Origin of the sequence: Flavobacterium urocaniciphilum (assembly GCF_900110615.1) — a bacterium.
Taxonomy (GTDB): domain Bacteria; phylum Bacteroidota; class Bacteroidia; order Flavobacteriales; family Flavobacteriaceae; genus Flavobacterium; species Flavobacterium urocaniciphilum.
In genome coordinates this window covers 63974-90281 of record NZ_FOEI01000004.1, presented here as the reverse complement: position 1 = coordinate 90281, position 26308 = coordinate 63974, and the positions used below count along the sequence as shown (strand labels likewise).

The 26308-nt window shown below is 29.9% G+C and carries 19 protein-coding genes; 14 read left to right on the top strand and 5 right to left on the bottom strand.

Annotated elements, in window-relative coordinates; translation table 11 throughout:
• Positions 1 to 27 precede the first annotated feature (27 nt).
• The 3 genes from obgE to BMY86_RS08565 all read left to right on the top strand — a co-directional run bounded on the left by obgE (position 28) and on the right by BMY86_RS08565 (position 4673).
• Positions 28 to 1029, top strand: coding sequence for a GTPase ObgE (gene obgE, locus BMY86_RS08575; protein ID WP_091467708.1), 1002 nt, complete (start codon positions 28 to 30; stop codon positions 1027 to 1029).
• A 53-nt stretch (positions 1030 to 1082) separates the two neighbouring features.
• The gene (locus tag BMY86_RS08570) at positions 1083 to 2363 is read left to right on the top strand and encodes a zinc-dependent metalloprotease (RefSeq protein WP_091467706.1); all 1281 of its coding nucleotides are present in this window, start codon (positions 1083 to 1085) and stop codon (positions 2361 to 2363) included.
• A gap of 162 nt (positions 2364 to 2525) precedes the next feature.
• The gene (locus BMY86_RS08565; RefSeq protein WP_091467697.1) at positions 2526 to 4673 is read left to right on the top strand and encodes a S46 family peptidase; all 2148 of its coding nucleotides are present in this window, start codon (positions 2526 to 2528) and stop codon (positions 4671 to 4673) included.
• A 189-nt stretch (positions 4674 to 4862) separates the two neighbouring features.
• On the opposite strand, the gene BMY86_RS08560 is transcribed toward BMY86_RS08565, so the two are convergent.
• Both BMY86_RS08560 and BMY86_RS08555 read right to left on the bottom strand, forming a co-directional pair.
• Complete coding sequence (locus BMY86_RS08560) at positions 4863 to 5168, bottom strand: GIY-YIG nuclease family protein (RefSeq protein ID WP_091467694.1); 306 nt, start codon at positions 5166 to 5168, stop codon at positions 4863 to 4865.
• A 121-nt stretch (positions 5169 to 5289) separates the two neighbouring features.
• Entirely contained in the window at positions 5290 to 11877 is a 6588-nt protein-coding gene (locus BMY86_RS08555; RefSeq protein ID WP_091467692.1) for an alpha-2-macroglobulin family protein, read from the bottom strand.
• Positions 11878 to 12008: 131 nt separating this feature from the next.
• Between BMY86_RS08555 and BMY86_RS08550 the strand changes: the two genes are divergently transcribed.
• The 4 genes from BMY86_RS08550 (at position 12009) to BMY86_RS08535 (ending at position 17341) form a co-directional block, all read left to right on the top strand.
• On the top strand, positions 12009 to 12983 hold the full coding sequence (locus BMY86_RS08550) for a hypothetical protein (protein WP_091467689.1): 975 nt from the start codon (positions 12009 to 12011) through the stop codon (positions 12981 to 12983).
• On the top strand, positions 12967 to 15228 hold the full coding sequence (locus BMY86_RS08545) for a hypothetical protein (RefSeq protein ID WP_091467687.1): 2262 nt from the start codon (positions 12967 to 12969) through the stop codon (positions 15226 to 15228). The genes BMY86_RS08550 and BMY86_RS08545 overlap by 17 nt, the downstream gene beginning before the upstream one ends.
• Before the next feature lie 3 nt (positions 15229 to 15231).
• Positions 15232 to 15909 (top strand): tetratricopeptide repeat protein, encoded by a 678-nt coding sequence (locus BMY86_RS08540; RefSeq protein WP_091467684.1) that lies wholly within the window; start codon positions 15232 to 15234, stop codon positions 15907 to 15909.
• A gap of 76 nt (positions 15910 to 15985) precedes the next feature.
• Entirely contained in the window at positions 15986 to 17341 is a 1356-nt protein-coding gene (locus tag BMY86_RS08535; protein WP_091467681.1) for a UDP-N-acetylmuramate--L-alanine ligase, read from the top strand.
• Between the two features lie 56 nt (positions 17342 to 17397).
• On the opposite strand, the gene BMY86_RS08530 is transcribed toward BMY86_RS08535, so the two are convergent.
• The 3 genes from BMY86_RS08530 to BMY86_RS08520 form a co-directional block, all read right to left on the bottom strand.
• Positions 17398 to 18048, bottom strand: a complete 651-nt coding sequence (locus BMY86_RS08530; RefSeq protein ID WP_091467678.1) for a DUF1287 domain-containing protein — start codon at positions 18046 to 18048, stop codon at positions 17398 to 17400.
• Between the two features lie 93 nt (positions 18049 to 18141).
• Positions 18142 to 21213, bottom strand: a complete 3072-nt coding sequence (locus BMY86_RS08525; RefSeq protein ID WP_091467676.1) for a WD40/YVTN/BNR-like repeat-containing protein — start codon at positions 21211 to 21213, stop codon at positions 18142 to 18144.
• A gap of 1 nt (position 21214) precedes the next feature.
• Positions 21215 to 21952 carry a LolA-like protein gene (locus tag BMY86_RS08520; RefSeq protein WP_091468129.1) on the bottom strand — a complete coding sequence of 246 codons (738 nt, stop codon included), beginning with the start codon at positions 21950 to 21952 and terminating at the stop codon, positions 21215 to 21217.
• A gap of 115 nt (positions 21953 to 22067) precedes the next feature.
• Here BMY86_RS08520 and radC point away from each other — a divergent pair, with 115 nt between their 5' ends.
• The 7 genes from radC to BMY86_RS08490 all read left to right on the top strand — a co-directional run bounded on the left by radC (position 22068) and on the right by BMY86_RS08490 (position 26305).
• Positions 22068 to 22751 carry a RadC family protein gene (gene radC, locus BMY86_RS08515; protein WP_091467673.1) on the top strand — a complete coding sequence of 228 codons (684 nt, stop codon included), beginning with the start codon at positions 22068 to 22070 and terminating at the stop codon, positions 22749 to 22751.
• A 39-nt stretch (positions 22752 to 22790) separates the two neighbouring features.
• Positions 22791 to 23087, top strand: a complete 297-nt coding sequence (locus BMY86_RS08510; protein WP_245745627.1) for a GxxExxY protein — start codon at positions 22791 to 22793, stop codon at positions 23085 to 23087.
• Positions 23054 to 23197, top strand: a complete 144-nt coding sequence (locus BMY86_RS13165; RefSeq protein ID WP_317040096.1) for a GxxExxY protein — start codon at positions 23054 to 23056, stop codon at positions 23195 to 23197. Before BMY86_RS08510 ends, BMY86_RS13165 begins: the two co-directional genes overlap by 34 nt.
• 134 nt (positions 23198 to 23331) lie before the next feature.
• Complete coding sequence (locus BMY86_RS08505) at positions 23332 to 23802, top strand: hypothetical protein (protein WP_091467671.1); 471 nt, start codon at positions 23332 to 23334, stop codon at positions 23800 to 23802.
• An 88-nt stretch (positions 23803 to 23890) separates the two neighbouring features.
• Entirely contained in the window at positions 23891 to 24520 is a 630-nt protein-coding gene (locus BMY86_RS08500) for an ABC transporter ATP-binding protein (RefSeq protein WP_091467669.1), read from the top strand.
• Positions 24517 to 25827 (top strand): ABC transporter permease, encoded by a 1311-nt coding sequence (locus tag BMY86_RS08495; RefSeq protein ID WP_091467667.1) that lies wholly within the window; start codon positions 24517 to 24519, stop codon positions 25825 to 25827. The genes BMY86_RS08500 and BMY86_RS08495 overlap by 4 nt, the downstream gene beginning before the upstream one ends.
• Complete coding sequence (locus BMY86_RS08490; protein ID WP_091467665.1) at positions 25820 to 26305, top strand: hypothetical protein; 486 nt, start codon at positions 25820 to 25822, stop codon at positions 26303 to 26305. Before BMY86_RS08495 ends, BMY86_RS08490 begins: the two co-directional genes overlap by 8 nt.
• Positions 26306 to 26308 lie beyond the last annotated feature (3 nt).

Below are 26308 nucleotides of genomic sequence, written 5' to 3'. Positions count from 1 at the left end.
CTAATTTCAAACTTCAAAATTCATATAATGACAGAAGGTAATTTCGTAGACTACGTAAAAATATATGCTGCATCTGGTAAAGGAGGAAAAGGATCTTCTCACTTACACAGAGAAAAATTTATTGAAAAAGGTGGTCCAGATGGTGGAGATGGTGGTCGTGGAGGTCATGTTATTATAAGAGGGAATAAAAATCTTTGGACATTATTTCACTTGAAGTTTTTGCGTCATGTAAAAGCAGGTCATGGTGGTGATGGTGGTAGTAGCCGAAGTACAGGTGCTGATGGTGAAGATAAGTTTGTAGAAGTGCCGTTAGGAACTGTTGTAAAAGACAAAGAAACAGGTGAAGTATTATTTGAAATTACAGACGATGGTGAAACTAAAATCTTAGCAAAAGGTGGAAAAGGTGGATTAGGAAACTGGCATTTTAGAAGTTCAACTAATCAAACGCCTCGTTATGCACAACCTGGTATTCCAGGTGAAGAAGTGGATATCATCTTAGAGTTAAAAGTTTTAGCCGATGTTGGTTTAGTTGGTTTTCCAAATGCTGGAAAATCTACATTATTATCAGTATTAACTTCTGCTAAACCAAAAATTGCCGATTATCCTTTTACAACTTTAAAACCAAATTTAGGAATTGTAGCGTATCGCGATTTTCAATCGTTTGTAATTGCTGATATCCCAGGTATTATTGAAGGTGCTGCAGAAGGAAAAGGTTTAGGTCATTATTTCTTACGTCATATTGAAAGAAATTCAACATTATTATTTTTAATTCCAGCCGATACGGAAGATATTAAAAAAGAATATGAAATTTTAATTGACGAATTAAGAAGATACAATCCGGAAATGTTAGATAAGGACAAGCTGATTGTAATTTCTAAATGTGATATGTTAGATGATGAATTACAAGCTGAAATGAAAGCTGAATTAGATGTAGCTTTTAAAGGTTTAAATTACATGTTTATTTCTTCTGTTGCTCAACAAGGATTAACAGAATTGAAAGATAAATTGTGGAAAATGTTAAATTCATAACATAATTACGTCTTTTTTTTATATTTTTACAAATTATAATAAAATTTACCCAAATGAAAACAAAATTATTTTTACTTATTGCTTTAGTTGCTCAAATAGGATTTGGTCAACAACGTACTTGTGGAATGGAGGAACATATGAATACAATTATGTTCAACCCTGTGCTTAAAAAGCAATATGAAGAAAGACAAGCAAGATTTCAAGTTGAATATCAAAAAATAATTGAAAGAGAACTTGCAAAAAGAAACGGAAATGTTGTAGATAATGCTAACGTAATAATTAGAATACCAGTAGCAGTACATTATCCATCGGCTGGTTCTGCAAATGCGACTTTAAAAGCTTGTTTAAGAAATTTTGCTCAAAACCAAGTTGATATTTTAAATGCAGACTATAATGCAACGAATGCTGATATTGCATTATGGAATGATGCAAGTGTGCATTATCCTGGTGTAAATGTAGGTGACTTAGATATTGAATTTGTTATTGCTACTCAAAACCATCCTGCTTCTTCAGGTTTGGTAAATGGTGAAATGGCTGTTACTTTTGGAACAGACTTTTTGTTAAATGCTGATTCCGATTTAGATTGGAATGGTTATATGAACTTCGTTGTAAGAAATATTTCTGGTGGTATTTTGGGTTATTCTCCACTTGGAGGTTCTCCAGCTGCTGGTCAAACAGTAGTTATGGATAATAATGCATTTGCTTCTGGAGCTGGTTGTACAGGTTATGTGCCAGGTGCTCCTTATAATTTAGGTAGAACGGTTACTCATGAATTAGGACATTTTTTTAATTTAAATCATATTTTTAAATCTGCTAGTTCAACTGCAACGAATTGTGGAGGTGCAGATTCAGATGGAATTGCTGATACTCCAAAACAAGCGGCAGCAACTTACGGATGTGTTGCAGACGGTTCTATAGATGCTTGTATCGCACCGGAAAAAGTATTGTCAATGAATTATATGGATTATTCAAATGATGCTTGTATGTACATGTTTACAGTTGGACAGAAAAACGTTGCTTTAGCATACATTAATACTATTTTATCTGAATATAAGGATAATGTATTAAGTACAGCCTCAATTGAAAATTCTAATTTTAGTATTTATCCAAATCCAAATAAAGGAATTTTTAATATTGAATTCAAAGAAGTGGTTACTGACTTTACAGTTAAGATTTTAGATGTTACTGGAAAAGCAATTTATGATTATGAATTCAGTGGTAATTCTGATTTGATTAAAGAAGTTAATTTAAATAATGTTGCTAGTAGAGGAATCTATTTTATGACTATTAAAACAGATAAAGATGTTATTACTAAGAAAATTGTAATAGAATAATTATCAATTAATTATAGTAAAAGGCATGCTGAGTAATCAACATGCCTTTTTTGTTTTAAAAAAAGTTAAAATTTTCTTAACAAGATGTTTTAATTCTTCAAAAATTTACGTTATTTTTTTATTTAGATTATATTCGCACCTCAAAACAAATTACTAATAATTATGAGAAAATTTATTGTTTCCTTAATTGCTGCTATAACATTAGTACCATTTAGTGTTAAGGCCGATGAAGGAATGTGGTTTTTAATGTTTATTGAAAGATTAAACCACCGCGATATGCAAAAAATGGGGTTACAATTAACACCTCAAGAAATTTACAGCATTAACAACCACAGTTTAAAAGATGCGATCGTTCAATTTAACGGTGGATGTACGGCTGAATTAATTTCTAAAGACGGATTAGTATTAACAAACCACCACTGTGGTTATGATGCAATTGCTGAATTATCTACTGCTGAAAAAAATCATTTAAAAAATGGTTATTGGGCAGCAAATAGAAAAGAAGAATTAAAGCCTTCTAGTTTATTTGTTCGTTTCTTCGTTAGAATGGACGATTGTTCAAAAAGAATTTTATCAGTTGTTAATCCAAGTATGAGCGAAGCAGATAGAGAAAAAGCTATCAATGCTGAAATTGCTAAAATTGAAAAAGAAAACAACGAAGGTGGAAAATATACAGTTTCTGTACGTTCATTTTTCCAAGGAAACGAATATTACTATTTCGTATACCAAGATTATAAAGACGTTCGTTTAGTTGGTACTCCTCCAGAAAGTTTAGGAAAATTTGGTGGTGATACAGACAACTGGGAATGGCCTCGTCATACTGCAGATTTCTCAATGTTCAGAATTTATGCAGATGCTAACGGTAATCCAGCGGATTATTCTCCAAACAACGTTCCATTAAAACCAAAACACCATTTACCTGTTAATTTAGGTGGAGTTAAAGAAAACGACTTCGCTATGATTTTAGGTTATCCAGGTAGAACAAACCGTTGGATGCCTGCAGGTGGAATTGAGCAAAACGTAAAATTTGCTTATCCAGCTTGGGTTGAAGGTTCTAAAACAGGAATGGACCAAATGAAAAAATACATGGTTCAGTCTGATGCTTTAAATTTAATTTACGCTTCTAAATTTGCAGGTGTAGCTAACTACTGGAAAAACCGTCAAGGAATGATTGACGCTTTAACAAAATTTGGTACAGCTAAATCTAAAGCTGCACAAGAAGCTAAATTCAACACTTGGGCGAACAAACCAGCAAACAAAGCTAAATATGGTAATGTTGTAGCTACAATCAATAAGTATTATGCAATGACAAATGAGAAATCACGTCATGATAACTACTTAACTCAATTATTCAGAACTTCAGCTTTCGGTGCTGTTGGAAGAGGTTTAGGAAAACAATTAGAAAACTATGCTAAAGCTGACGCTGCTAAACGTGCAGAAATGGCTCCAGCAATTATGGAAATGGCAGAAGAAATGTATAAAGAATTACATATTCCTGCTGAAAAAGATATCTTAGCTGCTCAATTAAGCTTATATGCTAAAAAAGCTGGTTATACTTTAGCTCCAATGGTTGAAAAAATGGCTAAGGAAAATAATGGTGATTTTACTAAACAAGTTAACGCTATTTTCGACTTAAGTATTTTTACATCTAAAGATAAAATTAAAGCTTTCTTAGATTACCCATCAGAAGCTATGGTTGCTAACGATCCATTATTTGTATTATCTAATGATTTATTATCTCACTTTAGCAAAAGAAGTGATGAGTTAGCAAAAGCTCAAAACGATTTTAGTGCTTCTTTTCGTTTATTAGTAGAAGGTTTAAGAGAATCTAAAATTGGTACAACTTTATATCCAGATGCAAACTCAACGTTACGTTTAACTTACGGAAAAGTACGTTCTTTACCAGCAGACAAACGTAATGATGCTACAATTAACAACTACACAACTTTAGCTGGTCAGGTTAAAAAATACAAAAAAGGTGATTTAGAATTCGATTTACCTGCAAAAGTATTAGAAATGAACGCTAAAAAAGATTTTGGTCGTTATGCTGATAAAGATGGTTCTTTACACGTTTGTTTCTTAACTGATAACGATATTACAGGTGGTAACTCAGGTTCTCCAGTATTAAACGGTAAAGGTGAATTAATCGGTTTAGCATTTGATGGTAACATTGAAGCTATGGCTGGAGACGTAATCTTCGATAAAAAATTACAAAGAACAATTAACGTTGATATTCGTTATGTATTATGGGTAATTGAGAATTTCTCAGGTGCTAAACATATTGTAGACGAAATGACAATTGTGAAGTAGTCATTGCGAGCTTGCGAAGCAATCTATTCCAATACAATTTAAAAACCTCCAAGAGCAATCTTGGAGGTTTATTGTTTTTACTTAATAGAGTATTTTACATAATAGGAAAACTTGATTTCTATTTTTTCGATTGTCATTGCGAACTTTTCACAACGTCATTGCGAGGAGAAACGACGAAGCAATCTGTTTTTAAACAATCATAATGTCTTTGATTTCTTCGTACAAATCATTCCATTCAGGATTAAGGCTATTTATTAATTTTTCTTTGTTGGTTCTATTGCCTCCTTTAAGTTGTTTTTCTCTAGCTATTGCATCACTAATTATTTCAAATTTCTCAAAATAAACTAACTTGTCTAAATTATATCTAGCCGAAAAAGAATTTTGATATCTTTTTTCTTTATGTTCAGCAATTCTTTTCGGTAAATTAGAAGTTACTCCGATATATAATGTACTATTGTTTTTGTTTGTTACTATATAAATAAATCCTGGTTTCATATTTGTTTAGATGGCTTAGATGATTGTAATAGCGAGGAGGAACGACGAAGCAATCTGTTGTATGCTACGTTAGATTGCTTCGTACCTCGCAATGACTTATTTGTTCCTCACGAAGACATTATTATTTAATCGTTTTAATTTTTCCACTATTAGAATGTGCTGAAAATTCTGGTGCATACATACTTTGTAAATTCGCATAACCATCAGAAAATTCACCTTCGTTATTCACTCGAACTTTATAGTCTAATACATACGTTCCTTTTGGTAAATTATCAAAGAAAAAGTGCGAAGCCACATCTTTGGTGCTCATATAATAATAAGTGTTATTAATCCATTTTGTTTCTGAAAGTACATCAACCGGTTCAAAACAACTCGCACGTAAATCTTTCACGTGAACAAATTCCAAATCTTTTTCAGTTTTAAAAGTTAATCGAATCGTAACTAAATCACCTACTTTTAAAGTTTCAGTTGATATCACTTTATCATCTTTTAATAATTCTTTTTTAATAGAATAATCAGTACTTGTTGTAGCAGTTATTTTATCTAAATTTTCAAAATACTGATAATATACGCCACCATAAACAGGAGTAATGCCTTTGTTTTCTATTTTCACACCTGTAAAACTCTTAGCAATATCTTCTTTTTTAATTTCTAGATTGATTAATCCGTTTTCAGTTTCTTTTAACTTCGAATTCAATTGTTGTTGAATAGCTCCATTTTTACCATCATTAATCTGAATTTTACTTTCACTATTGATCCAATCTTTCCCAAAAGAAATAATCGCATTTATGGCTAAAGCACTCGATTTCGTAGTATTCCAGTTTTTGTTTTGCTTGTTGTTAATCAACCAAACTTTCATGGCTTCAATTTCATTGGCTTTGTAATCAATTTCGGCAAAGGCTTCAATTAATAAAGCTTGCAATTCAATACTTGATTGATACCAATAATAACCATTTGTGTTTTCCTTCCAAAACATCCCTTTCGTTTCATCTAAAATGGTGCTTTCTCGTAAATGTTCAATGATTTTTTTAGCAAAACTTCTGTCATCAAAACGATGTAACACCAAAGCCAAAATTGTTTTTTGATATAACGATTGTTGTAACCAATTTTTCTTGTAATCGGCTAATTGTAATTTCAGAATGGAATCTTGTTTTGTGCTTAACGGATGCGCTTTTAAAAAGAAACTTCTCGCATACATATAATGTAAATCGGTATTTACTATTCTATTTGTTTTAGAAGTTTCAAATTTCGAATCTAAATAACTAATTCCTTTCGATACAATTTCTTCATATTTAGTTATGCTTTCCGGATTTAATTTGTTTAAATGTCCGATTCCGCTTAAAATATGACGTGTAATGTATTCGTTTTCGTTTCCTACTCCAAACCAACTGAAACCACCAGTTGAACTTTGTTTTTCTTTCAGTTTGTTAAATAATACTTCATTGGTTGTTTTCAATTTGGCAACATCTAATAAGTTTGAAACACGTTTTTGTAATTCATTGTTGTTTTCCACTAACCACGGCGTTTCAGAAAGTAAAACCGATTTTAATTCTTCATTCATTTTCAATTTTGAAGTCGGATTTTGTTTCCAATTTTCTAAAAGCGATTTTATTTTCGGATTATCATTTACAATTTTTTCCGAAATAGAATTCGCAAATAACTTACTAAACGTTTGTTCGGCACAATCATGTTCGTATTCCATTAAATACGGTAACGATTCTATAACCGACCAAATTGGATTAGTCACCAAATTGATACTGATTTTATAGTTTTCTTTAGTGGTTGATGGTTGGTTTAAATTGTCAAATGTTACTGTTTTAGTATCGTTTGTTTTTAACCAAATTGGTTGCGATTCGGTAATTAAAACCGCATTTTTCAACACTGGTAAAATGTTTTCTTCACCATCAGAAAAGTTTCCTGCTTTTGCAACAATTTTATATTGTAGCCCTTGAATATTTGCAGGAATTTTAATTTTCCATTGTACAACAGTACTTCCTTTTGGTAGGCAAGTGAAATTTTGTATTTCTTTAGTTTCCACCAAAGCGTTAATTGGATTTCCTGTTCCTGCATCAAATAAAGAAAGTTTTGCAATTCCGGTTTTGGCTTCGTTTAATAAATTTGAGATTTTAGCAGTTACTACTAATTCGTCATTTTCTCTCACAAATCGTGGCATGTTCGGAATGATCATCAAATCTTTTTGCGCAATAATCTCAGTTGAAAACAATTCAGATTCAGCCATTTTATTATGCGCAAACATATTTAAACGCCATCTGGTTAACGATTCTGGAGTAGTAAATTCTAATGTAAATTTCCCGTCTTTATCCGTTTTTACATGCGGTTTGAAAAAAGCCGTTTCATTAAAGTTTTTACGTGTTTTTACATTGGTAAGTTCCTGCATGGCTTTTTTGGTGGTAATTACAATAACCCCATTTGATGCTCTACTTCCGTATAATGCTGTTGCTTCTGTTCCTTTTAAAACTTGGATATTTTCTAAATCATCAGGATTAAATTTTTTAAATTCTTCAATGCTTACCGGAATTCCATCAATGATATATAAAGGATTTGAATTTGGATTAAATGAACTAGTTCCTCTAATTATGACATTTTGTTGATTACCAGGTTGCCCTGAAAAAGAAGAGATATTTGCTCCAGCTACTTGTCCTTGTAATGATTTTAGAAATACTGTGTTTGGTCTGTTATCTTTATTTGTTTTGTATCCAGCAGAAACAACTACAGTTTCAATAGTTTTTGAACTAGCTGATATTGAATTGCTTTTTCTAATATATTCTTGAGAATCTCCACTATCAAATACTTGATTATATTCAACTAGTTCTTCATTAGATGTATAAAATTTCCTTTCCATTACTCTGCCATTGCTTAGAGTATCATATTGTACAAAAAATTTTTCAATGCCACTATCCATAGTGTCAAGATGAACTGTATAAGTTTCAAAATAAACACTTTTACTTTCAATATTTATTTTTTTACTTTTTAAAGGAATATATCGACGATACACCACTACAAATTCCGATTGTGGAGCAATTTGTGGTTGTGTTTCTATATTCAGTTTTACATTTAAATTTTTAGTATCAGTAACTCTGGTTTTAAAATTTTGACTATGAATATTAATATCTAAAATGTTATTTAGTTTTCCTTCAATAGAAAAATTACCATAAAAGTCGGCATGAGTATATTTTTTATTATTCATATTTGAGATGAAAATTTCAGTCGGAATTTCATCTTTCGCTTGAATGTTTCCAGTAATAATATTTTTTGATTTCTTTTGTTTTTTTGAATTTATTTTCGATTCTAAATCTTCATTGTGAAACCATTTTAAATCATTTGTAGTATTAAAACTGAAATTTATTTTACTATTAGATTCGTTATTATAGAAATCTAAATCACTATAATAATCCTTATAAAATCTTGGGAAATATATGCTGTTTTCTTTGTCTTTAAATATATCCCAATCTAATGTTGCAAAATCATCTAAAGAAGTATCGTACATACTAGCTACAATTTCCGATTCTAATTTTGAGTTCAAAATTTTAAATTGCCAGTTTTCAGTACTTCCTGGTTCAATTTTATTGCGCATTGAAATAATTTCAAACTTTAATTTATTTCTTTCATTATTATAATAACTAGTGTGATCATCTGAATGAAAATGATCTTCGTAAAACGCAAAGAAGTATAATGCCAAACGGTTTTGAGGTTTTGCAAATAGCAATTTTCCTTCACCGTTTTGTAATTGAATTAAATGTTCTTTGGCGATTTTTCCATTTTCATTATATTCAAAACATGTAATAAACAAATCGTCTATTTTCGATTTAAATACTACTTCTACTGAATTTGATTTGGTAGTTGGACTAATGAAATATCTAAACATAGATTCAGCAGGTTTGTGTGCTAAATTGGTATTGATAGTTATTTCTCGAGTGGTTTCAATTTTATTTTGTTTGCCATCAAAAGCAACGGCTTCAAATGAATATTGTCCAACTTCTAAAAAGTCTAAATTGTAAATGGTATTCGTTTTTGTGTCGAAATCAATGGTTTTTAGTAAATCTTTTCTAGGCTTTTCATTATCATTATAAACTTCAAATGGATATAATTTGGCAAATGTTAAACTGTCAATGGTTTCAATTTCTGGCTTGCCGAATTTGCGTTTGAAAATATTTTCATCAGTAACAATTTTATAAATGTTTAGTTTTCCTTTCACATGTTTTTCAACTCCATTTAGCGTTTTTGCCTGAATTACAATTTCTTTTTTCTCTTCTTTTAAAGCATTATAAGGTAAAAACACTTCTAAATTGAATTCTTTGTTAGAAATAAAAGCGTTTTGTCTGGTATTTCTTGTTTCTCCATTAATGTCAATTACATCTATGTTTGTGTAAAATGCATAATAATAGTTACCGTTATTATCGCTTAACTCATTAGTTGGAATTTCAATTTCAAAAGTTCCATCGGTTTTGGTTTTGGTGTTGAAATCTTTATTGATGTTTTTAACTGATTTCGAAGCATCTTTAAAAGAATAATTAATATTGGCTTTTACTTCGGCATCTGAAATGGTATTTCCTGCCAATCCTATTGCTTTTCCTTTTAAAATGATAGTGTCACCTAATTTCCATTCTGTGGTGATTTTATCCATTTTTACTTCAAAAGTCGGACGTTTATATTCTTCAACTTTGAAATAAAAATTATCATAATCTAAATCTGCATTATCCCAAAAACGATGTTCCTCTTCTTCTTCATTATAATAAAGGGAATCGTTTTCAATAGTTTCAGGTTCATCAATTGTAATTTCGTATTCGCCTGTTAAACCATTTGCTGGAATGTCAAATTCTCCTGAAAATGATCCGAATTCATTCGTTTGAACTTCTAACGTTTTTACAGTTTCGCCATCTGGATTTTCAATTTCTACTTTTACGGTAAGATAGGGAACCACACTCGATTTGTAATTTTTTACTTGTGTGATAATTCCTTTGTAAAACATTTTTTGTCCAGGTCTGTAAATAGCTCTGTCAAAATACACGTAAGCTTTTGCATCTATTTCTTCATCATCTTTATAATTATTAACATAATAATAACCTCTTCTATCATATGGAATAGATGTTAAAACAGTATCTTTTTCATGAATTAACGTTATTGGATAGCTATATAACTTTTTATTATTGTCATATTTTGGTTGTGCGATTGAAAATTTACCATTTTCGTCTGATTGATAGGTTTTTTCATCGGTACGAATGAAGACATTAGATAAAGGTTTTCCGGTTTTTCTATCTCTGAAATAGAAATTTTCTACGCCAATTTTTTCTTCTTTAAAATAATCTAATGCATTACATTTTAAGATGTTATAAGAGAAACTATAATTGCCATTCTTTTTTGGAGTTCCAATTACAATTAAATAATTTCCAGAATCAACAGGTTCTAAAAGTATTTCTGTTGTGTAAGACAAATAGTCATTCTTTTTGGTAAGCGTTTTAAAAAAGGATTTATCTGCTTGGTGGGTGTTCATGTATTCTAAAACCAAGGAATCATTTTTAAAAGAGTAGTTGTTGTTTACATTTATTTTATAATAACTTATAGAAAGTGTATCAATGTTTTTATATGTAATAAAAGCTTTGAAGTTTTCGTTTGGATAAATTTCTTTTTTAATGCGAGTATGTAATTCTTTTGCTAAAACAGTTTCTTTTAAATTATGAGCATCTGTATATAGTTTTGGATTTGTTTTGTTAGCGGTTAGTTTGTTTAAAATATCTAGTGCTTTGAAATTGTAGTCTTTATATTCATTTTTATTAGCAAAATTGATCAATAATTCGGCATAAAATAAATCGAACTCTTTTGATGTATTAAAGTCGTTATGCAATTTTTCAATTGCTTTAAAATTCTCATTTTGATTGTTACAAATACTATTGAAGAATTTTAATCTATCTATAGTGAATTTCGAAGGATTTTCTGAACTGCTTTTTTCTAAAACTTGGTATAATTCAGCTGTTTTTCTTATTGAATTTTTATCAATTGTTTTAAAATCTAAAGTTGTGTATGTTTCAGATTTTGAAAAATAGAATGCGTTAAAATCAATTTTATCATAATAGTTAAATTCTTCCATTTTGTTTATAGTATTGATGTAGTTTTCAATAAAAAACTGGTATACATTTTTATTGTTATCAATAAAATAAGCATCAACTTGTGTGATTAAATCTGTAAAATCAACCACTTTTAAAGAAGATAGTAATTCTTTATTTACGATTGATTTTTCAAAGTTTGAAAATATCTCTGTTTCAAATTTTTCTTTATCCCATATGGCAATATCGGTGCTGTTTCTATCCGTCATTTTATCGCGATAAAGAATGTTATAATCGTCATTAAAATGATCATTCAATTGAATAGCATAATATTGGTATAAAAATGCTTTTCCAATTTCAGAACTGATATTTATTTCTTTTTGAATTTCACTGAAAAAATTTGTTTCCGCTTTTTCAAATAAAATATTTTTGAAATTAGATAGGTAAATAAAACTTTTTACTTGCTGAATGTCGTTCTTTTTCGCTAAAGCGAGGTTGTGAATTTTAAGAACTTCTTCATAAGCGCTTTTCGTTTTGCCTTGAATTTCTAATTGATAAACCTTTTGCCATTTCTTTGTAAAGTTTTGAGCTTGAGTAGTTAAAGAAATAATTAGCGTAAAAATGATAGTAGTTAGTATTTTGTTCATATAGATAGTTTTCAATAAAAGATGTATTTTTTTACAAAAAGGTTGGAAAGGATTTTAAATTTTTTTAAAAATACTTAAAAAGTATAACGCAAAAGTTACCTTTTTCTTATTTTTGAACATAATTTTTTTTCATGCGAAAAGCTGTTGTTATCCTTTTATTTGTATTGTTTTTTTCTTGTAGTGAGAATCCGAAAAATGCTGTTTCCTTTTATTTTTGGAGAACAGAATTCAATCTTTCTCCAAAAGAAGCTCAAGTATTAAAAGACAATAATGTAACGCAGTTATATGTGAGGTATTTCGATGTAGCGTTGCAAAATAATGTGCCTTATCCGGTTAAACCTATCGCGTTTAAAAGTAAACCAAAAGTTTCAAAAATAATTCCCACTATATTTATCAAAAACGAAGTTTTTTTAAACCAAAATACAAATGTTGAACAACTTAGTTCAAATCTTTTGAAACTGATTAATCAAATTAATTCGGTGCATAAAATTCAAAATTCAGAAATACAAATTGATTGCGATTGGTCGTTAGAAAGTAGAGATAAATACATGCAGTTTTTAACGATTTTGAAAAAAAAGTACGGTAAAACTATTTCAACTACGATTCGATTACATCAAATAAAATATTTTGAAAAAACGAAAGTGCCACCAGTAGATTATGGTGTTTTGATGTTGTATAATATTGGGAAAGTAAATGCAGAAGGTAAAAATGCTATTTATGATAAAGAAATTGCCTTGCAATATTTACCATATTTGAAAAATTATCCTTTGCAACTAAAAACGGCATTGCCTATTTTTTCTTGGTTGGTTCATACTAGAAACGGGCAAGTTGTTCAAATAATTTCCAAAAAAAGTATTCATGATTATCAAAATAAAATTACTTTTGAAAGCGATTCCAAAAAACATGTTGTTCAGGAAAGTGGCATAGCTTTTGGAGATTTTTATAAAAAAGGAGATGTGTTATTTGAAGAATCAATTTCGGTAAACGATCTTGACGATATGAAAAGTTTAATGCATAAATACAGTAAGCATCCACAAACAGAATTTATTTATTACGATTTAGACGAAAAAAACTTAACCAAAAATAAGAATGAATACAATTTTTAGTCCATTATATTTAAAAACTTCAGCGGTTATTATCAGTATTGTTGCTATTTTCTCCATTTCTGGTGGTGGAGATTATGAAGATGGATATTGGGAAAAACAAAATTCAACTTTTTCTCCTGAAGTTTTTGTAAATGATAAGAGTTGTGAACCATTGTTTTTTTCAAATCCAGTTATTTATGGATATGAAAATTATTGGGTAAGTTATTCTAATCGATTTGTAGGATATCAAGTGGATGATTGGAATACTTATCTAAATAATGAAATTTCTAAAGAGGAATTACAAACAATTATTGGATCAGATTCATTAAATAATGTTTTGTCTAAAATTGATACTGCAATAAAAAATGACAAACCTAATAGTACAAGTAAAAGATATAATCTTGATAACGTTAAAGTTAAAGAATTCTTTAAATTTATAAACTTAGCAAAATCATTAGAAAGTTCAACTAATTTCTATCCAGAATGGGATTATAAAACGGAAACCTATTCGCAATCTCCAAAAGTAAAATCAACTGAATTAAAAAATATAGAAAAACTTTATACTGAAACTAAAGATGTTTTTCTAAAAGAGAAATATTGGTTTTTAAATTTAAAAGCTAGTTTTTACTCAGAAAATCAAAACAATACAATCAGTTTTTTTAATGCAACAGCAGCTTTAGTTTCAAAAAGTATCAATTATTATCGAGCTTTATCCTATGTAGCTGGAGTAAATTATAAGCAAAAAAAATATGCATTATCCAATTATCAATATGCTGTGGTTTTTGAAAATTGTCCTTCTTTAAGAAACGAATCTACGTTCAATTTCCGACCTCAAGAAACAAAAGATTTTAATGAATCTTTGAAAATGGTAAAAAACGATAATGAAAAAGCTGCATTGTGGGCATTATTTGGATATTATGCCGATCCAGTAGAAGCTATTTCTAAAATTTATGAAATTGATCCTAAAAACAAACATTTGGCTTATTTGTTAACTCGAGCTGTAAATGCAGAAGAACATAATTTTAATAAAACTGAATATAGAAAATATAGTTCGAACGCTACGGTTCATGATTCAAAATTAGACGAAAGATTATATAAACTTGTAAATGATATTGCCAGCAAAAAAAACACTTTAACACCATATATGTGGCATATTGTGACGGGTTATTTTGAAACCATCAAAGGGAATTATTCAAAAGCTACAACATGTTTCAATGATGCTAAAAATTGTGCGCCTGAAAGTAGCTTAGTACAAAAGCAAATCAAGTTATTTGAAATTTTTAATCAAGTTTCGAAGACAAAAGTGATGAATACGTCAACAGAAAATGAATTATTGCCAAGTTTAACTTGGTTGTATGAATTAGATAAGAAATCACATGAATATTATGATGAGTCTATTGAATTTAGAAACGAAGATGCAAAATTAAGAACAAGCTTTTTAGTTGTTTGGACAAAAAGTTATATTTCTAAATTATATAAAAAACAAAAGAATGAGGTAATGGCAGAGTTGTTTTCAAGAGAAAGTAATTTTTATGCTAGTGAAGAACGTTTGAAAAAAATGCAAAAATACTTTATTGAAAATAAAAATACACCTTGGGATAAATTTGCACAATCTTTATATAGTGTAACATTAGATGATATATATGAGTATAAAGGAATTTTGTATGCTTATAAAAATCAAATTGATAAAGCGATCGCAGAATTTAAAAAATGTAATAAAGCAGATAATTTATATGGAAATCCATTCAATGGAAAAATAATGGATTGTATACAATGTGATCATTTTGCCAAACAGAAAACAAAATATACTAAATTAGCGTTTTTAGAAAAAATAAAAGAAATTCAAAACAATATTGCGAATGGAGTAGATGTGCATTCTGGAAATATTTTATTAGGTAATGCTTTTTATAACATGTCGTATTATGGTAATGCACGATTTTTCTATGATAATCCAATTATCGATCAATATGGAAATTATATTGATGAAGAATATGATGGTATTTTAATGAGTAATACCTTTGCAGAGAATTATTATCAGAAAGCTTTAAGTACTGCTCAAAATGATGAAGAAAAAGCAAAAGCTACTTATCTTTTAACCAAAATAGAGCGCAATAAATTTTATCTTTCTGATGCTTTTAAACCATATGAAGTAGATTATATTATTTTTGATGGTTATAAAAAATTGAAACAGAATTATTCTAATACAAAATATTATCAGGAAGTAATCCGTGAATGTGGTTATTTTAGTCGATACGCAGAATACTAATATATGAAAAAAATAGCTTTTATAGTAATTGTACTTATGAGTACTTTGTCTTTTTCTCAATCTAATTTTGAAAAAGCAGTTAAGCTATTTAATGAAAAGAAATTTACAGAAGCTAAAACATTATTTGAAGCGTATTTGAAAAGTGTTCCTAATCATCACAAAACAATTGAATATTTAGGTGATATTGCGGGAAGTACTCAAAAATGGGATGTGGCCATTGATTATTACAAAAAACTAAAAACGTCTAATCCCAATAGTGCTAATTATTGGTTTAAATATGGAGGTGCGATGGGAATGAAAGCCAAATCGGTGAGTAAATTCAAAGCTTTAGGTATGATTGATGATATTGAAGAAGCTTTTTTAAAAGCCGCTTCTTTAGATAAGAAACACATTGAATCACGTTGGGCCTTAGTAATGTTATACATTGAATTGCCAGGTATTGTTGGTGGAAGTGAGAAAAAAGCACAAAAATATGCCGATGAATTATTAGCCATTTCAAAAGTTGATGGTTATTTGGCAAAAGGATATATCGATGTGTATTATAAAAGATATAAAGAAGCTGAAGTACATTTGGTAAAAGCACATCAAATAGGGAAGTCGGCTACCACATATGCAAAGCTATACGATTTGTATATGAATAAATTAAAAGATAAAGCGAAAGCACTAAATATTAAAAAATAATCAATAAGTTTTTTGTTGATTTGTTTAATCGTTTATTCGAATAAACAACTTAACAAATAAACAATTCAACATAAAAATGAGAACACATTTCATAGCCATTGGCGGAGCTGCCATGCATAATTTAGCATTAGCCTTACACAATAAAGGATATCATGTAACAGGAAGTGATGATGCTATTTTTGAACCTTCAAAATCGAGATTAGAGAAAAAAGGTTTATTGCCGAAAGAAGAAGGTTGGTTTCCTGAAAAAATCACAACAGATATTGAAGCTATTATTTTAGGAATGCACGCTAAAGCGGATAATCCAGAATTATTAAAAGCTCAAGAATTAGGATTGAAAATTTATTCGTATCCAGAGTTTTTATACGAACAATCTAAAAATAAAACACGCGTTGTAATTGGGGGTTCACACGGAAAAACAACAATCACTTCAATGATTTTACATGTAATGCATTATCATAATATTGAAGTAGATTATATGGTTGGTGCGCAACTAGAAGGTTTTGATACGATGGTGCATCTTACAGAAGATAACGATTTTATTGTGTTGGAAGGCGATGAATATTTAACTTCACCAATCGATTTGCGTCCGAAATTCCATTTATATCAACCAAATATTGCTTTATTGTCAGGAATTGCTTGGGATCATATTAATGTGTTTCCAACCTTTGATAATTATGTAGAACAATTCAGAATCTTTGCGAATCAAATTACTAAAGGTGGAATTTTAGTGTACAATGAAGAAGATGCAGCTGTAAAATCGGTAGCAGAAGAAACTGAAAACCCAATTCGTAAAATTCCATATCAAACGCCAGTTTATACCGTTGAAAACGGAACTACTTTATTAGAAACTCCAGACGGGCCAATGCCAATTGAAGTTTTTGGAGCGCATAACTTAAGTAATTTAGCAGGTGCGAAATGGATTTGCCAATGTATGGGTGTTGATGAAGCCGATTTCTATGAAGCAATTGCTAGTTTTAAAGGTGCTAGTAAACGTTTAGAAAAAATTGCTGAATCCTCTAATAAAGTAGCGTATAAAGATTTTGCACATTCTCCAAGTAAAGTTTCAGCTACAACTAAAGCGGTAAAAGCACAATATCCAGATAGAAAATTAATTGCTTGTTTAGAATTACATACTTATAGTAGTTTAAATGCAGAATTCTTAAAAGAATACGAAGGGGCATTAAATGCTGCTGATGTTGCTGTTGTTTTTTATTCGCCTGATGCAGTTAAAATTAAACGATTAGAAGAAGTAACGTACGATCAAATCGCACAATCTTTCAAAAGAGATGATTTAATTATTTATACGAATCCAACAGAATTTAAAGACTATTTATTCAACCAAAATTTTGATAACTCAGCTTTACTTTTAATGAGTTCAGGAAATTATGGCGGTTTGAATTTCGATGAAGTTAGTCAATTAATCAATTAGCCGATGAGTCAATGTGCCAATTCTGTTCAAACCTAAATTGGCACATTGAAAATTGTCTAATTGCCGTATTGATAGTGTCCAACAATCGTATAACTAAACAAACAATCTTCCAATACTTGTCCGCCGCCAACGTTGTGTACTATTAAATTGCGTTTGCCATCTTTCGATTTTAAATGAGTTACAATTCCAATATGAGGTAATTTATTATTAATCATCCAAGTGACAATTTCTCCGGTTTGATAATCTGTTGCGTTTTGTGTAATTGGTAATACTTTTCCTTTTCTGTCAAAGAAAACTTCTAAATTCGGAACACGTCTGTGATCAATGTTTTTATCAGTAGTTTTTAAACCCCATTTTTCTAAATTAGGATATTTGCTAAAATTAGCAGTCATATCTTCATGAACTTCTTTTTGTAAATCGATATTCAGTTTTCGATAGGCACGAATAATTACATCTGTACAAACGCCTGTTTTTGGAGGAACATCACCGCCTGGATATTTTAGTTTCACATAATCAGGTGTATAAACCACTTCTGGATCAATGATAGAAATGGCCGCATTCGATAATTTTTCTGCAAAGGAACTTGGGTTTTCAATAACTTCAATTTCTCTTTTTTCAGAAATTAAAATAGGATTTTTAGAATTTACTACTTCCTTTTTACAAGAAGCAAAACTGAAAAGTAAAGCGAATAAATAGATGTAGTTCATAAGTAAACCGTTTTTATTCAAACGCAAATAATTTAAATTTAGTATAAAAAAAAGACCAATACTTTTATTGGTCTTTTTTAAATTTTGAAGATTTTAACTTGCGATAAATTCTTCGAATGTTTTTAATTTATATTCTGGATTTAACTTTTTAGCTTTTTCTAAAATTTTTGAGAAATGAAGTTTTTCTAATCTTTTAAATTCTACTTCCGCTTTATTATATAAATCCATCACCGATTCAATATTTGCTTTTTGAGAAGGAGAAGGCGCATCATATTGACTTGCAATAGACACATAGATAACTCCTAATTTTTCTCTTAATTGTTTTTCTGCAGAGCCAACGTAATTATCACCTGTTGTAATAACCATAGTGTTTTTTAATTTGTTTAGTTCAGCATTTATTTTATCGGCAGTTTTTGCATAGCTTTTATCTTTTGCTGCAATTTCTCCATTCAGTTTAATCATTTCATCAATTTCATAAACCATATAAGCTAAACGTTCTACTTTGTTAAATAACATTTTAGTGGTAGCTCTTTGATCTGCTCTTGCCGCTTCTTTAACTGGGCTTTTCGGATCGTTTATAACTTCAAATTCATGAGTGAATTTGTCTTTTCCTTTAGTTAAAACCGCTTTGTATTTTCCTGCTGGAACTAAAGGTGTTGTAAATCCACTATAATCTAACGTTTTACCTGTAGCTACTTTAGGACCTTTTTCATTAAAGTTCCAAGAAACAATATTGATTCCTTTTTGATTGCTCACTGGTAAATTCACAATTTTATTTCCATTCATATCCTGAATTTCCATTTCAATTTTTCCAAACGTATTTCTTTTCTTTAAATAATATACAATTTGAGCAGATGAGTTAGGATTTGGACCAACAAATTCTAATTCTGAAGCAGTAGCTCCAAATGAAGAATTTTCTTCTTTTACAAATGGTTTAGTTTTAAAGAAATGAACTTCAGAAGCAATGATGTCATTGGTAACTTGTCTTAAAATACTAACATCATCAAGAATAATAACACCTCTACCATGAGTTGCCATAACTAAATCGTTAGTTTTTTTATGTAAGTCTAAATGCATAACGGCTACAGCCGGCATATTATTTTCAAATTTAGACCAGTTTTTACCACCGTCAACTGTAATGTATAATCCTTTTTCTGTACCTAAGAATAATAAATTTTCATTTACATAATCTTCTTGAATACAACGTGCAAAACCATCAATATCTTTGGTTACAATAGATGTCCAAGTTGCACCAAAATCGGTAGTTTTAAATACATAAGTGTTTTGATCGTTAGATGTATGTCCATCAAAAACGGCGTAAGCACTACCTTTTGCAAAATTACTTGCTTCTATATGGTAACACCATGTGTTTTTAGGTAAACCGATAATGTTTGCCGTTACGTTTTTCCATGTTTTACCACCATCTTGTGTAATTTGAACATTTCCGTCATCGGCTCCAGCCCAAATAATATCTTTACTTAAAGGAGATTCCGCAATGGTGAATAAAGTACAATGATTTTCAGCACCAGAATTATCTTTCGACAGTCCGCCAGAATTTTCTTGATTTAATTTAAGTTTATCATTTGTAGTTAAATCTGGAGAAATAATTTTCCAACTTGCACCCATATCATCTGAAACATGTACAAACTGACTACCTGCATAAATTCTATCCGGATTATGTAAACCGGTAACAATTGGTGTATTCCAGTTGAAACGTAATTTAGCCACACCTTTTTCTTGTAAAGGTTGAATCGTTTTTAATTCTTTCGTTTCTAAATTATAACGCCAAATATTTTCAGCGCCTTGCATTTCACTATAAATGATTTTTTTAGTTGGATGTTTTAAAACTCTAAATCCATCTCCATACCCAACACTATTCCAATCTCTAGCTTCAATTCCGCCATCGCTTTTACTTGGTCCGTACCAAGAACCATTGTCTTGTAAACCTCCATAAATGTTGTATGGTTCTTCGTTATCTAAAGTGATGTGATAATATTGAGAAAGCGGTAAATTTTTAACGATGTCTAATGTACTTCCGTTATTCCAACTTCTATACATTCCACCATCTGTAGCTACATAGATTCTATTTGTGTCTATTGGATCAACAATGATGTCATGAATGTCAGAATGCATGGCACCTAAGTTTCTAAATGTTTTTCCTCCATCACGAGAAATTGAACCGTTTAATCCGCCTTTATAAATAATTTCTGGGTTTTTAGGATCAATCGTAATTCTCGAAAAATAAAACGGTCTTACTACTAATGCAAAATCGCTATTTAAATGTTTCCAAGTTTTACCAGCATCTTCCGATTTGTATAACCCTTTTTGAGTATCTTTTTCACATTCAATTACAGAAAATAAAATATTCGGATTAGAAGGAGTAACAGCGATAGCAATTCTTCCTAATTTTCCTGCTGGAAATCCATTGTGAATTTTATTCCAAGTTTTACCGCCATCTGTAGTTTTAAAAAGGGCAGAAGCGTTTCCTCCAGAATTGAAAGACCAAGCAGTTCTTCTAAATTCCCAAAAACTAGCGTACATTACATTCGGATTCGAAGGATCGATGACTAAATCGGAACAACCTGTTTTATTATCTACATAAAGGATTTTATTCCAGGTTTTTCCACCATCTTTTGAATTGTAAATTCCACGTTCTTCGCTATCACCCCAAAGTGCGCCTAAAACACCAACCCAAACATTATTTGAATCTCTTGGGTCTACAATAATGGAAGAAATTCTTTCAGATTTTGGTAGGCCCATGTTGGTCCAATTTAAACCGCCATCTGTAGATTTGTAAATTCCATCACCAACAGAAACACTATTTCTAGTCCAAGTTTCACCTGTTCCAGCCCAAATTACATTATCTGGGTTATTTGGATCAAAAGTAATTGTTCCTATAGATTGAATATGTTTATCGAATACAGGTACAAAAGATGCGCCACCATCTGAACTTTTCCAAATTCCACCACCAGCTGCACCTAAAAAGATGATTTGATTATTTTTTGGATGCATCGCTAAATCGGAAACACGTCCGCTCATAATAGCTGGTCCAATTTGACGAGCTTCTAAATCTCCAAAAAGTTCTTTGCCTTTAAGGGTTATTTCTTGTGCGTTAATGGATAATGCACTGAATGAAATTATTGAAAATAATAATGATTTTTTCATATTATTCTGTTTTCATTTCAAATTCTTTATTGTCAACAGGTTGATTGATAGTAATTGTTTTTACTGTCATCGCTTGTCCACCTTGGTTCATTGTAAAAGGGAAATACATTCCTTCTACTTCTTGGTAATCACCCATTGTACTTGTTGACATTTGACCTTTAGCTGGTCCTTCTTTTATTTCAGATTCTGTCATAATTGGAACATAATTTTCAGTATCAAAATAATAGAATATTACATTTTCTTCTTTTTTTCCAGCAACTGTAATTGGAGTTTTCGTTAATTTAATTTTAAAACATTCTGTTCCTTCTTTAGTTTCTTTACCTATTAATTCTACTTTAAAGCCTTTTTCTTTATAGTTTAAGAATGGATCAGGGAATTCTTTAGTTTGTAAAAGCATGTTTTCAGTAGTTTCAGAATCTAATTTTTCTGCTTTCATTGTCATGAAATTAGTACTCCAACCTGTTTTGCCATCAAATGCTAATTGTGTAATTTCTTTCCCTTGGAAATTAATTTTTACATACATTTTTCCAGCTTTGTCGTTGAAAATTTCTACTGGAATTTCTAAACCATTGTAGTTGGTAACCATGTTCATTTTGAAACTATTCACTTTTAAAAGCTTGTCTTTGCCTCCAATGTTTTCAAAATATTTGTTAATAATTTCGTCAGCCGTTTGTGCTGTTGCAGAAAAACAAGTAAATAAAAGTACTGTTGCTGCTAAAAGATTTTTTAAAGTTTTCATATTATAGTTTTTATTAGTTACACTATTTGTTGTAGTTATGTTCATAAAGTTACAGAATTTGGAATATTTATTGTAATTTTCTTACTTTGTTTTTTATAAACGCCAAAATATTTTTATGTATACGCCAATTAATTTGTGGGCTGAAGACGATCGCCCACGTGAAAAACTACTTTTAAAAGGCAAATCTGCCTTGTCTGATTCTGAATTACTTGCTATTTTAATAGGTTCCGGTTCTCGAAACGAAAGCGCCGTGCAATTATGTCAGCGCATTTTAGCAACTTCCAATAACAATCTCAATCAACTAAGTAAATTAACAATTAATCAATTGATGCAATTCAAAGGAATTGGAGAAGCAAAAGCCATTACTATAATTGCTGCTTTAGAGTTAGGAAGACGTAGACGATTAGAAGAAGCTACAGAAATTCCTAAAATTACATCTAGTAAAAAAGTTTTTGAAATTATGCAGCCTGTTATTGGTGAATTACCTCATGAAGAATTTTGGGTTTTGTATTTAAATAATTCCAATAAAGTAATATATAAATCGCAAATTAGTAAAGGCGGTATAACAGGAACCGTTGTAGATACTCGAATGGTTTTTAAAATTGCTTTTGAACATTTTGCAACTTCCATAATTATTTGTCACAATCATCCATCAGGAAAATTACAAGCTAGTGAAAGCGATATTAGTTTAACGAAAAAAATAAAAGCAGCAGGTCAAACGTTGGATATTTTGGTTTTAGATCATTTGATTATTACAGAATTTGGTTATTTAAGTTTTACGGATGAAGGAATTTTTTAGCTATAGGTACACAGATTTTACAGATTTAAAAGGATAAACATGGATAATTTTAAACATAAATTAATAACACAAAAAATTTTAAAAGCTTATTATAATGTATATAATTCTTTAGGATTTGGGTTTTTGGAAAAAGTATACGAAAGAGAGTTATTGGTTGAATTACAAGAAGTAGGTTTGAATTCAGAACCTCAAAAACAAATAAATGTTTATTATAAAAATAAATTAGTTGGGAATTATTTTGCCGATATTGTAGTTGAAGAAAAAGTTATTATAGAACTAAAAGCAAATGAGTTTCTATCAAGTTGTCATTCAAGTCAATTGTATATAATTATTTGAAATCAACAGAAATCGAAGTAGGCTTAATTCTTAATTTTGGTGAAAAGCCTGAATTTAAAAGAATTGTATTTACTAATGAGAGGAAAGTTAATTTAAAGAATTTAAATTAATAAATCTACATTTCAATTTTTTAAAATTGAAATCAAATTAGAGTAAATAAAACCGCATAATCCGTAAAATCTGTGTTCCTACATAATGATATAAAAAGAAAGCTTATTTTTGTGCAATAAAAGAAGTAAATAAAATGAATGAATTTTATCAATTTTCCAACCAAGATTTAGAATTGGTTTCACAAATAAAAAAGCAACAAAGCATTAATAAAATATTTTATCATTTTTGGATTAATTTAGTTAATCCCGATGAAAAATTTGTTTTTGTGGATACTATTGAAATGGTTTTTGAAGATGGTTCGACTTATTTTTTTAAGATTAATGAGGAGGATAACGGATATACTATTTCTCAAGAAAATAATTTTGAAGTGGAGAAAAAAGCGTTGCAACAAAAATTTCAAGATGTTATTTCAATGCAAAGAGTAAATGTAAGTGAAGCCACTATTTGGAAAGATAAAATTAATACTCCTATTTTATCAGTGAATACAGTAGTGGAGCAAGATAATAGAAATGAAAATTTTATTTATTTCGATTTTGTAGATGGATCATTAGGGATTTTTTATGACGAAGAAAAAGGATTACTTGTTGAAGTTTATGAAGTGTAAATTTTAATATTTTTTCAAACTAAAAATTTTGTTAATAGGTTTTCAATCTTAGGCAATATTGTTATCTTGCAGCATAATATAGAAAAAAATGATAAGCACTAAAAATATTACATTTTCTTATAACAAAGACCAGACTTTTATCATGCCCGATTTGTATTGTGAGGCTGGAAGTACAATTTTGGTTACTGGAAATTCAGGAAAAGGAAAAACAACCTATTTGCATATTTTGGCAGGTTTGTTACAGCCTAAATCTGGAGAAATTCATATTGATAAAAAAGAAATTACTCATCTTAAAGGAAGTAAAGCAGATAAATTTAGAGGAAAGAATATTGGTGTAGTTTTTCAAAAATCACATTTTATTGCCTCATTATCTGTTTTGGAAAATTTAGAAATGGCAAGTTGGTTAGCAACAGGCAAAAAACATAAAGCTAGAGCTAAAGAATTATTGCAAAAGTTAGATATTTCTGAACAGGCGCATAAATTACCAAGTCAGCTAAGTGTGGGGCAACAACAACGTGTTTCAATTGCTCGTGCATTGATGAATGAACCAAAAGTGTTATTAGCCGATGAACCTACTTCAAGTTTAGATGATAAGAACGCAGATAATGTAATTGAATTGTTAGAAAACTTATCTAAAGAATATAAAACAGCTTTAATTATCGTTACGCACGATAGTCGAATCAAACAAAAATTCACCAATCAAATTACAATGGTATGATCGGAAAGTTAGCATGGAAAAATATTTGGTTTAAACCTTTAAATACCATTTTAAGTATTTTGTTATTAACAGCTTCGGTTGCGATTATAACAGTTTTGATTTTAGTAGAAAAACAATTCGAAGAAAAATACCAAAGCAATTTAGATGGTGTTGATTTAGTTTTAGGAGCGCAAGGAAGTCCTTTGCAATTAGTGTTGTCTTCTGTTTATCAAGTAGATGATCCAACAGGGAATATCAGTTTTGATTCTGTAAAAGTTTGGATGAATCATCCGTATGTTAAAAAAGCTATTCCATTAGCTTATGGAGATAATTATGTTGGTTTTAAAATTGTGGGAACGACTCCAGATTATATTGAAAAATACCAAGCTAAAATTGCAGAAGGAAAAGTATTTGAACATAATTTTGAAGTAGTTGTTGGAGCAGATGTAGCCGAAAAATTAAAATTGAAATTAGGGGATAGATTTAAAGGTACACACGGTAGTGCTGCAGAAGGTGAAGTTCATGAACATGGTGAATATATAATTGTAGGTATTGCTTCAAAAACAGGGAAAGTTATTGATAATTTAATTTTATCAAATATTCCAACGGTTTGGCAAATGCATCATGAAGAAGGTCATGAAGAAGTAGCGGAAAATCCTGCACATGGAGAACCGGGTCATGTACATCATGAAGGAGAAGAAGTAGCAGGAAATCCAGCACATGGTGAGGAAGGTCACGTGCATCATGAACATGAAAATGATATGACAATTGATGAACCGAATATGGAAATTACTTCGGTTTTAATTGAGTTTAAAAATAAAATGGGTGTTTTCATGTGGCCAACTTTAATTGCTCAAAATACAAAGATGCAAGCCGCTTTACCAACTTATCAAATGAATAGAGTTTTTGATATGTTTGGTGTTGGAATCAATGCCTTAAAATATTTAGCATTCGGTATCATGTTAATTTCCGGAATTTCAATATTTATTGCGCTTTTTAATACATTAAAAGAAAGAAAAGCTGAATTTGCATTAATGCGTGTCAATGGCGCAAAAAGACATCAATTACTTTTAGTAGTTTTACTTGAAAGTATGATGTTGTGTTTCGTTGGATATTTATTTGGCACAATTTTAGGTAGAATAGGAATAGTACTGTTATCTGAAGCATCAGAATCAGATTTTAAATTAGGTTTTGATCCTATGGAAATAATATGGAATAAAGAAGGATTGTTATTTGGTTTGACATTATTAGTCGGATTAATAGCTGCTTTAATTCCTGCAATAAAAGCATATACATTAAACATTTCAAAAACATTAGCAAATGCATAATTCAACAAAATTAGTAATTGCCCTTTTAGTTGGCGTTTTTCTATTCAGTTTCAAAAATCAAAATGAAGTAGCTGCTTACAATACTTCTAAAAGTGTTGTGGCTGCAGATACTTTAACATGGAAAATGTTAGGCGAAATAAAATTCATGAAGAAAAAACATGCTTCGTATGGTGAAGTAGATTTTCCAATTATCAATACAAAATTGAAAAAATTGGCAAAGAAAACTATTGTAATGAGTGGTTTTATTGTGCCTATTGATAATAAAAATTATGCGTTAAGTAAAAACGTTTTTGCTTCTTGTTTCTTTTGTGGAAAATCGGGACCAGAAACAATAATGGGAATCAAATTTAAAGGAGCAACTCCGAAATTAAAAACCGATACTTATTTAACTATAAAAGGAACTTTTCGTCCGAATGAAACGGATGTTGAAGATTGGATTTATAATTGCGATAATGCCGAAATTGTAAAAGGAAAATAAGTT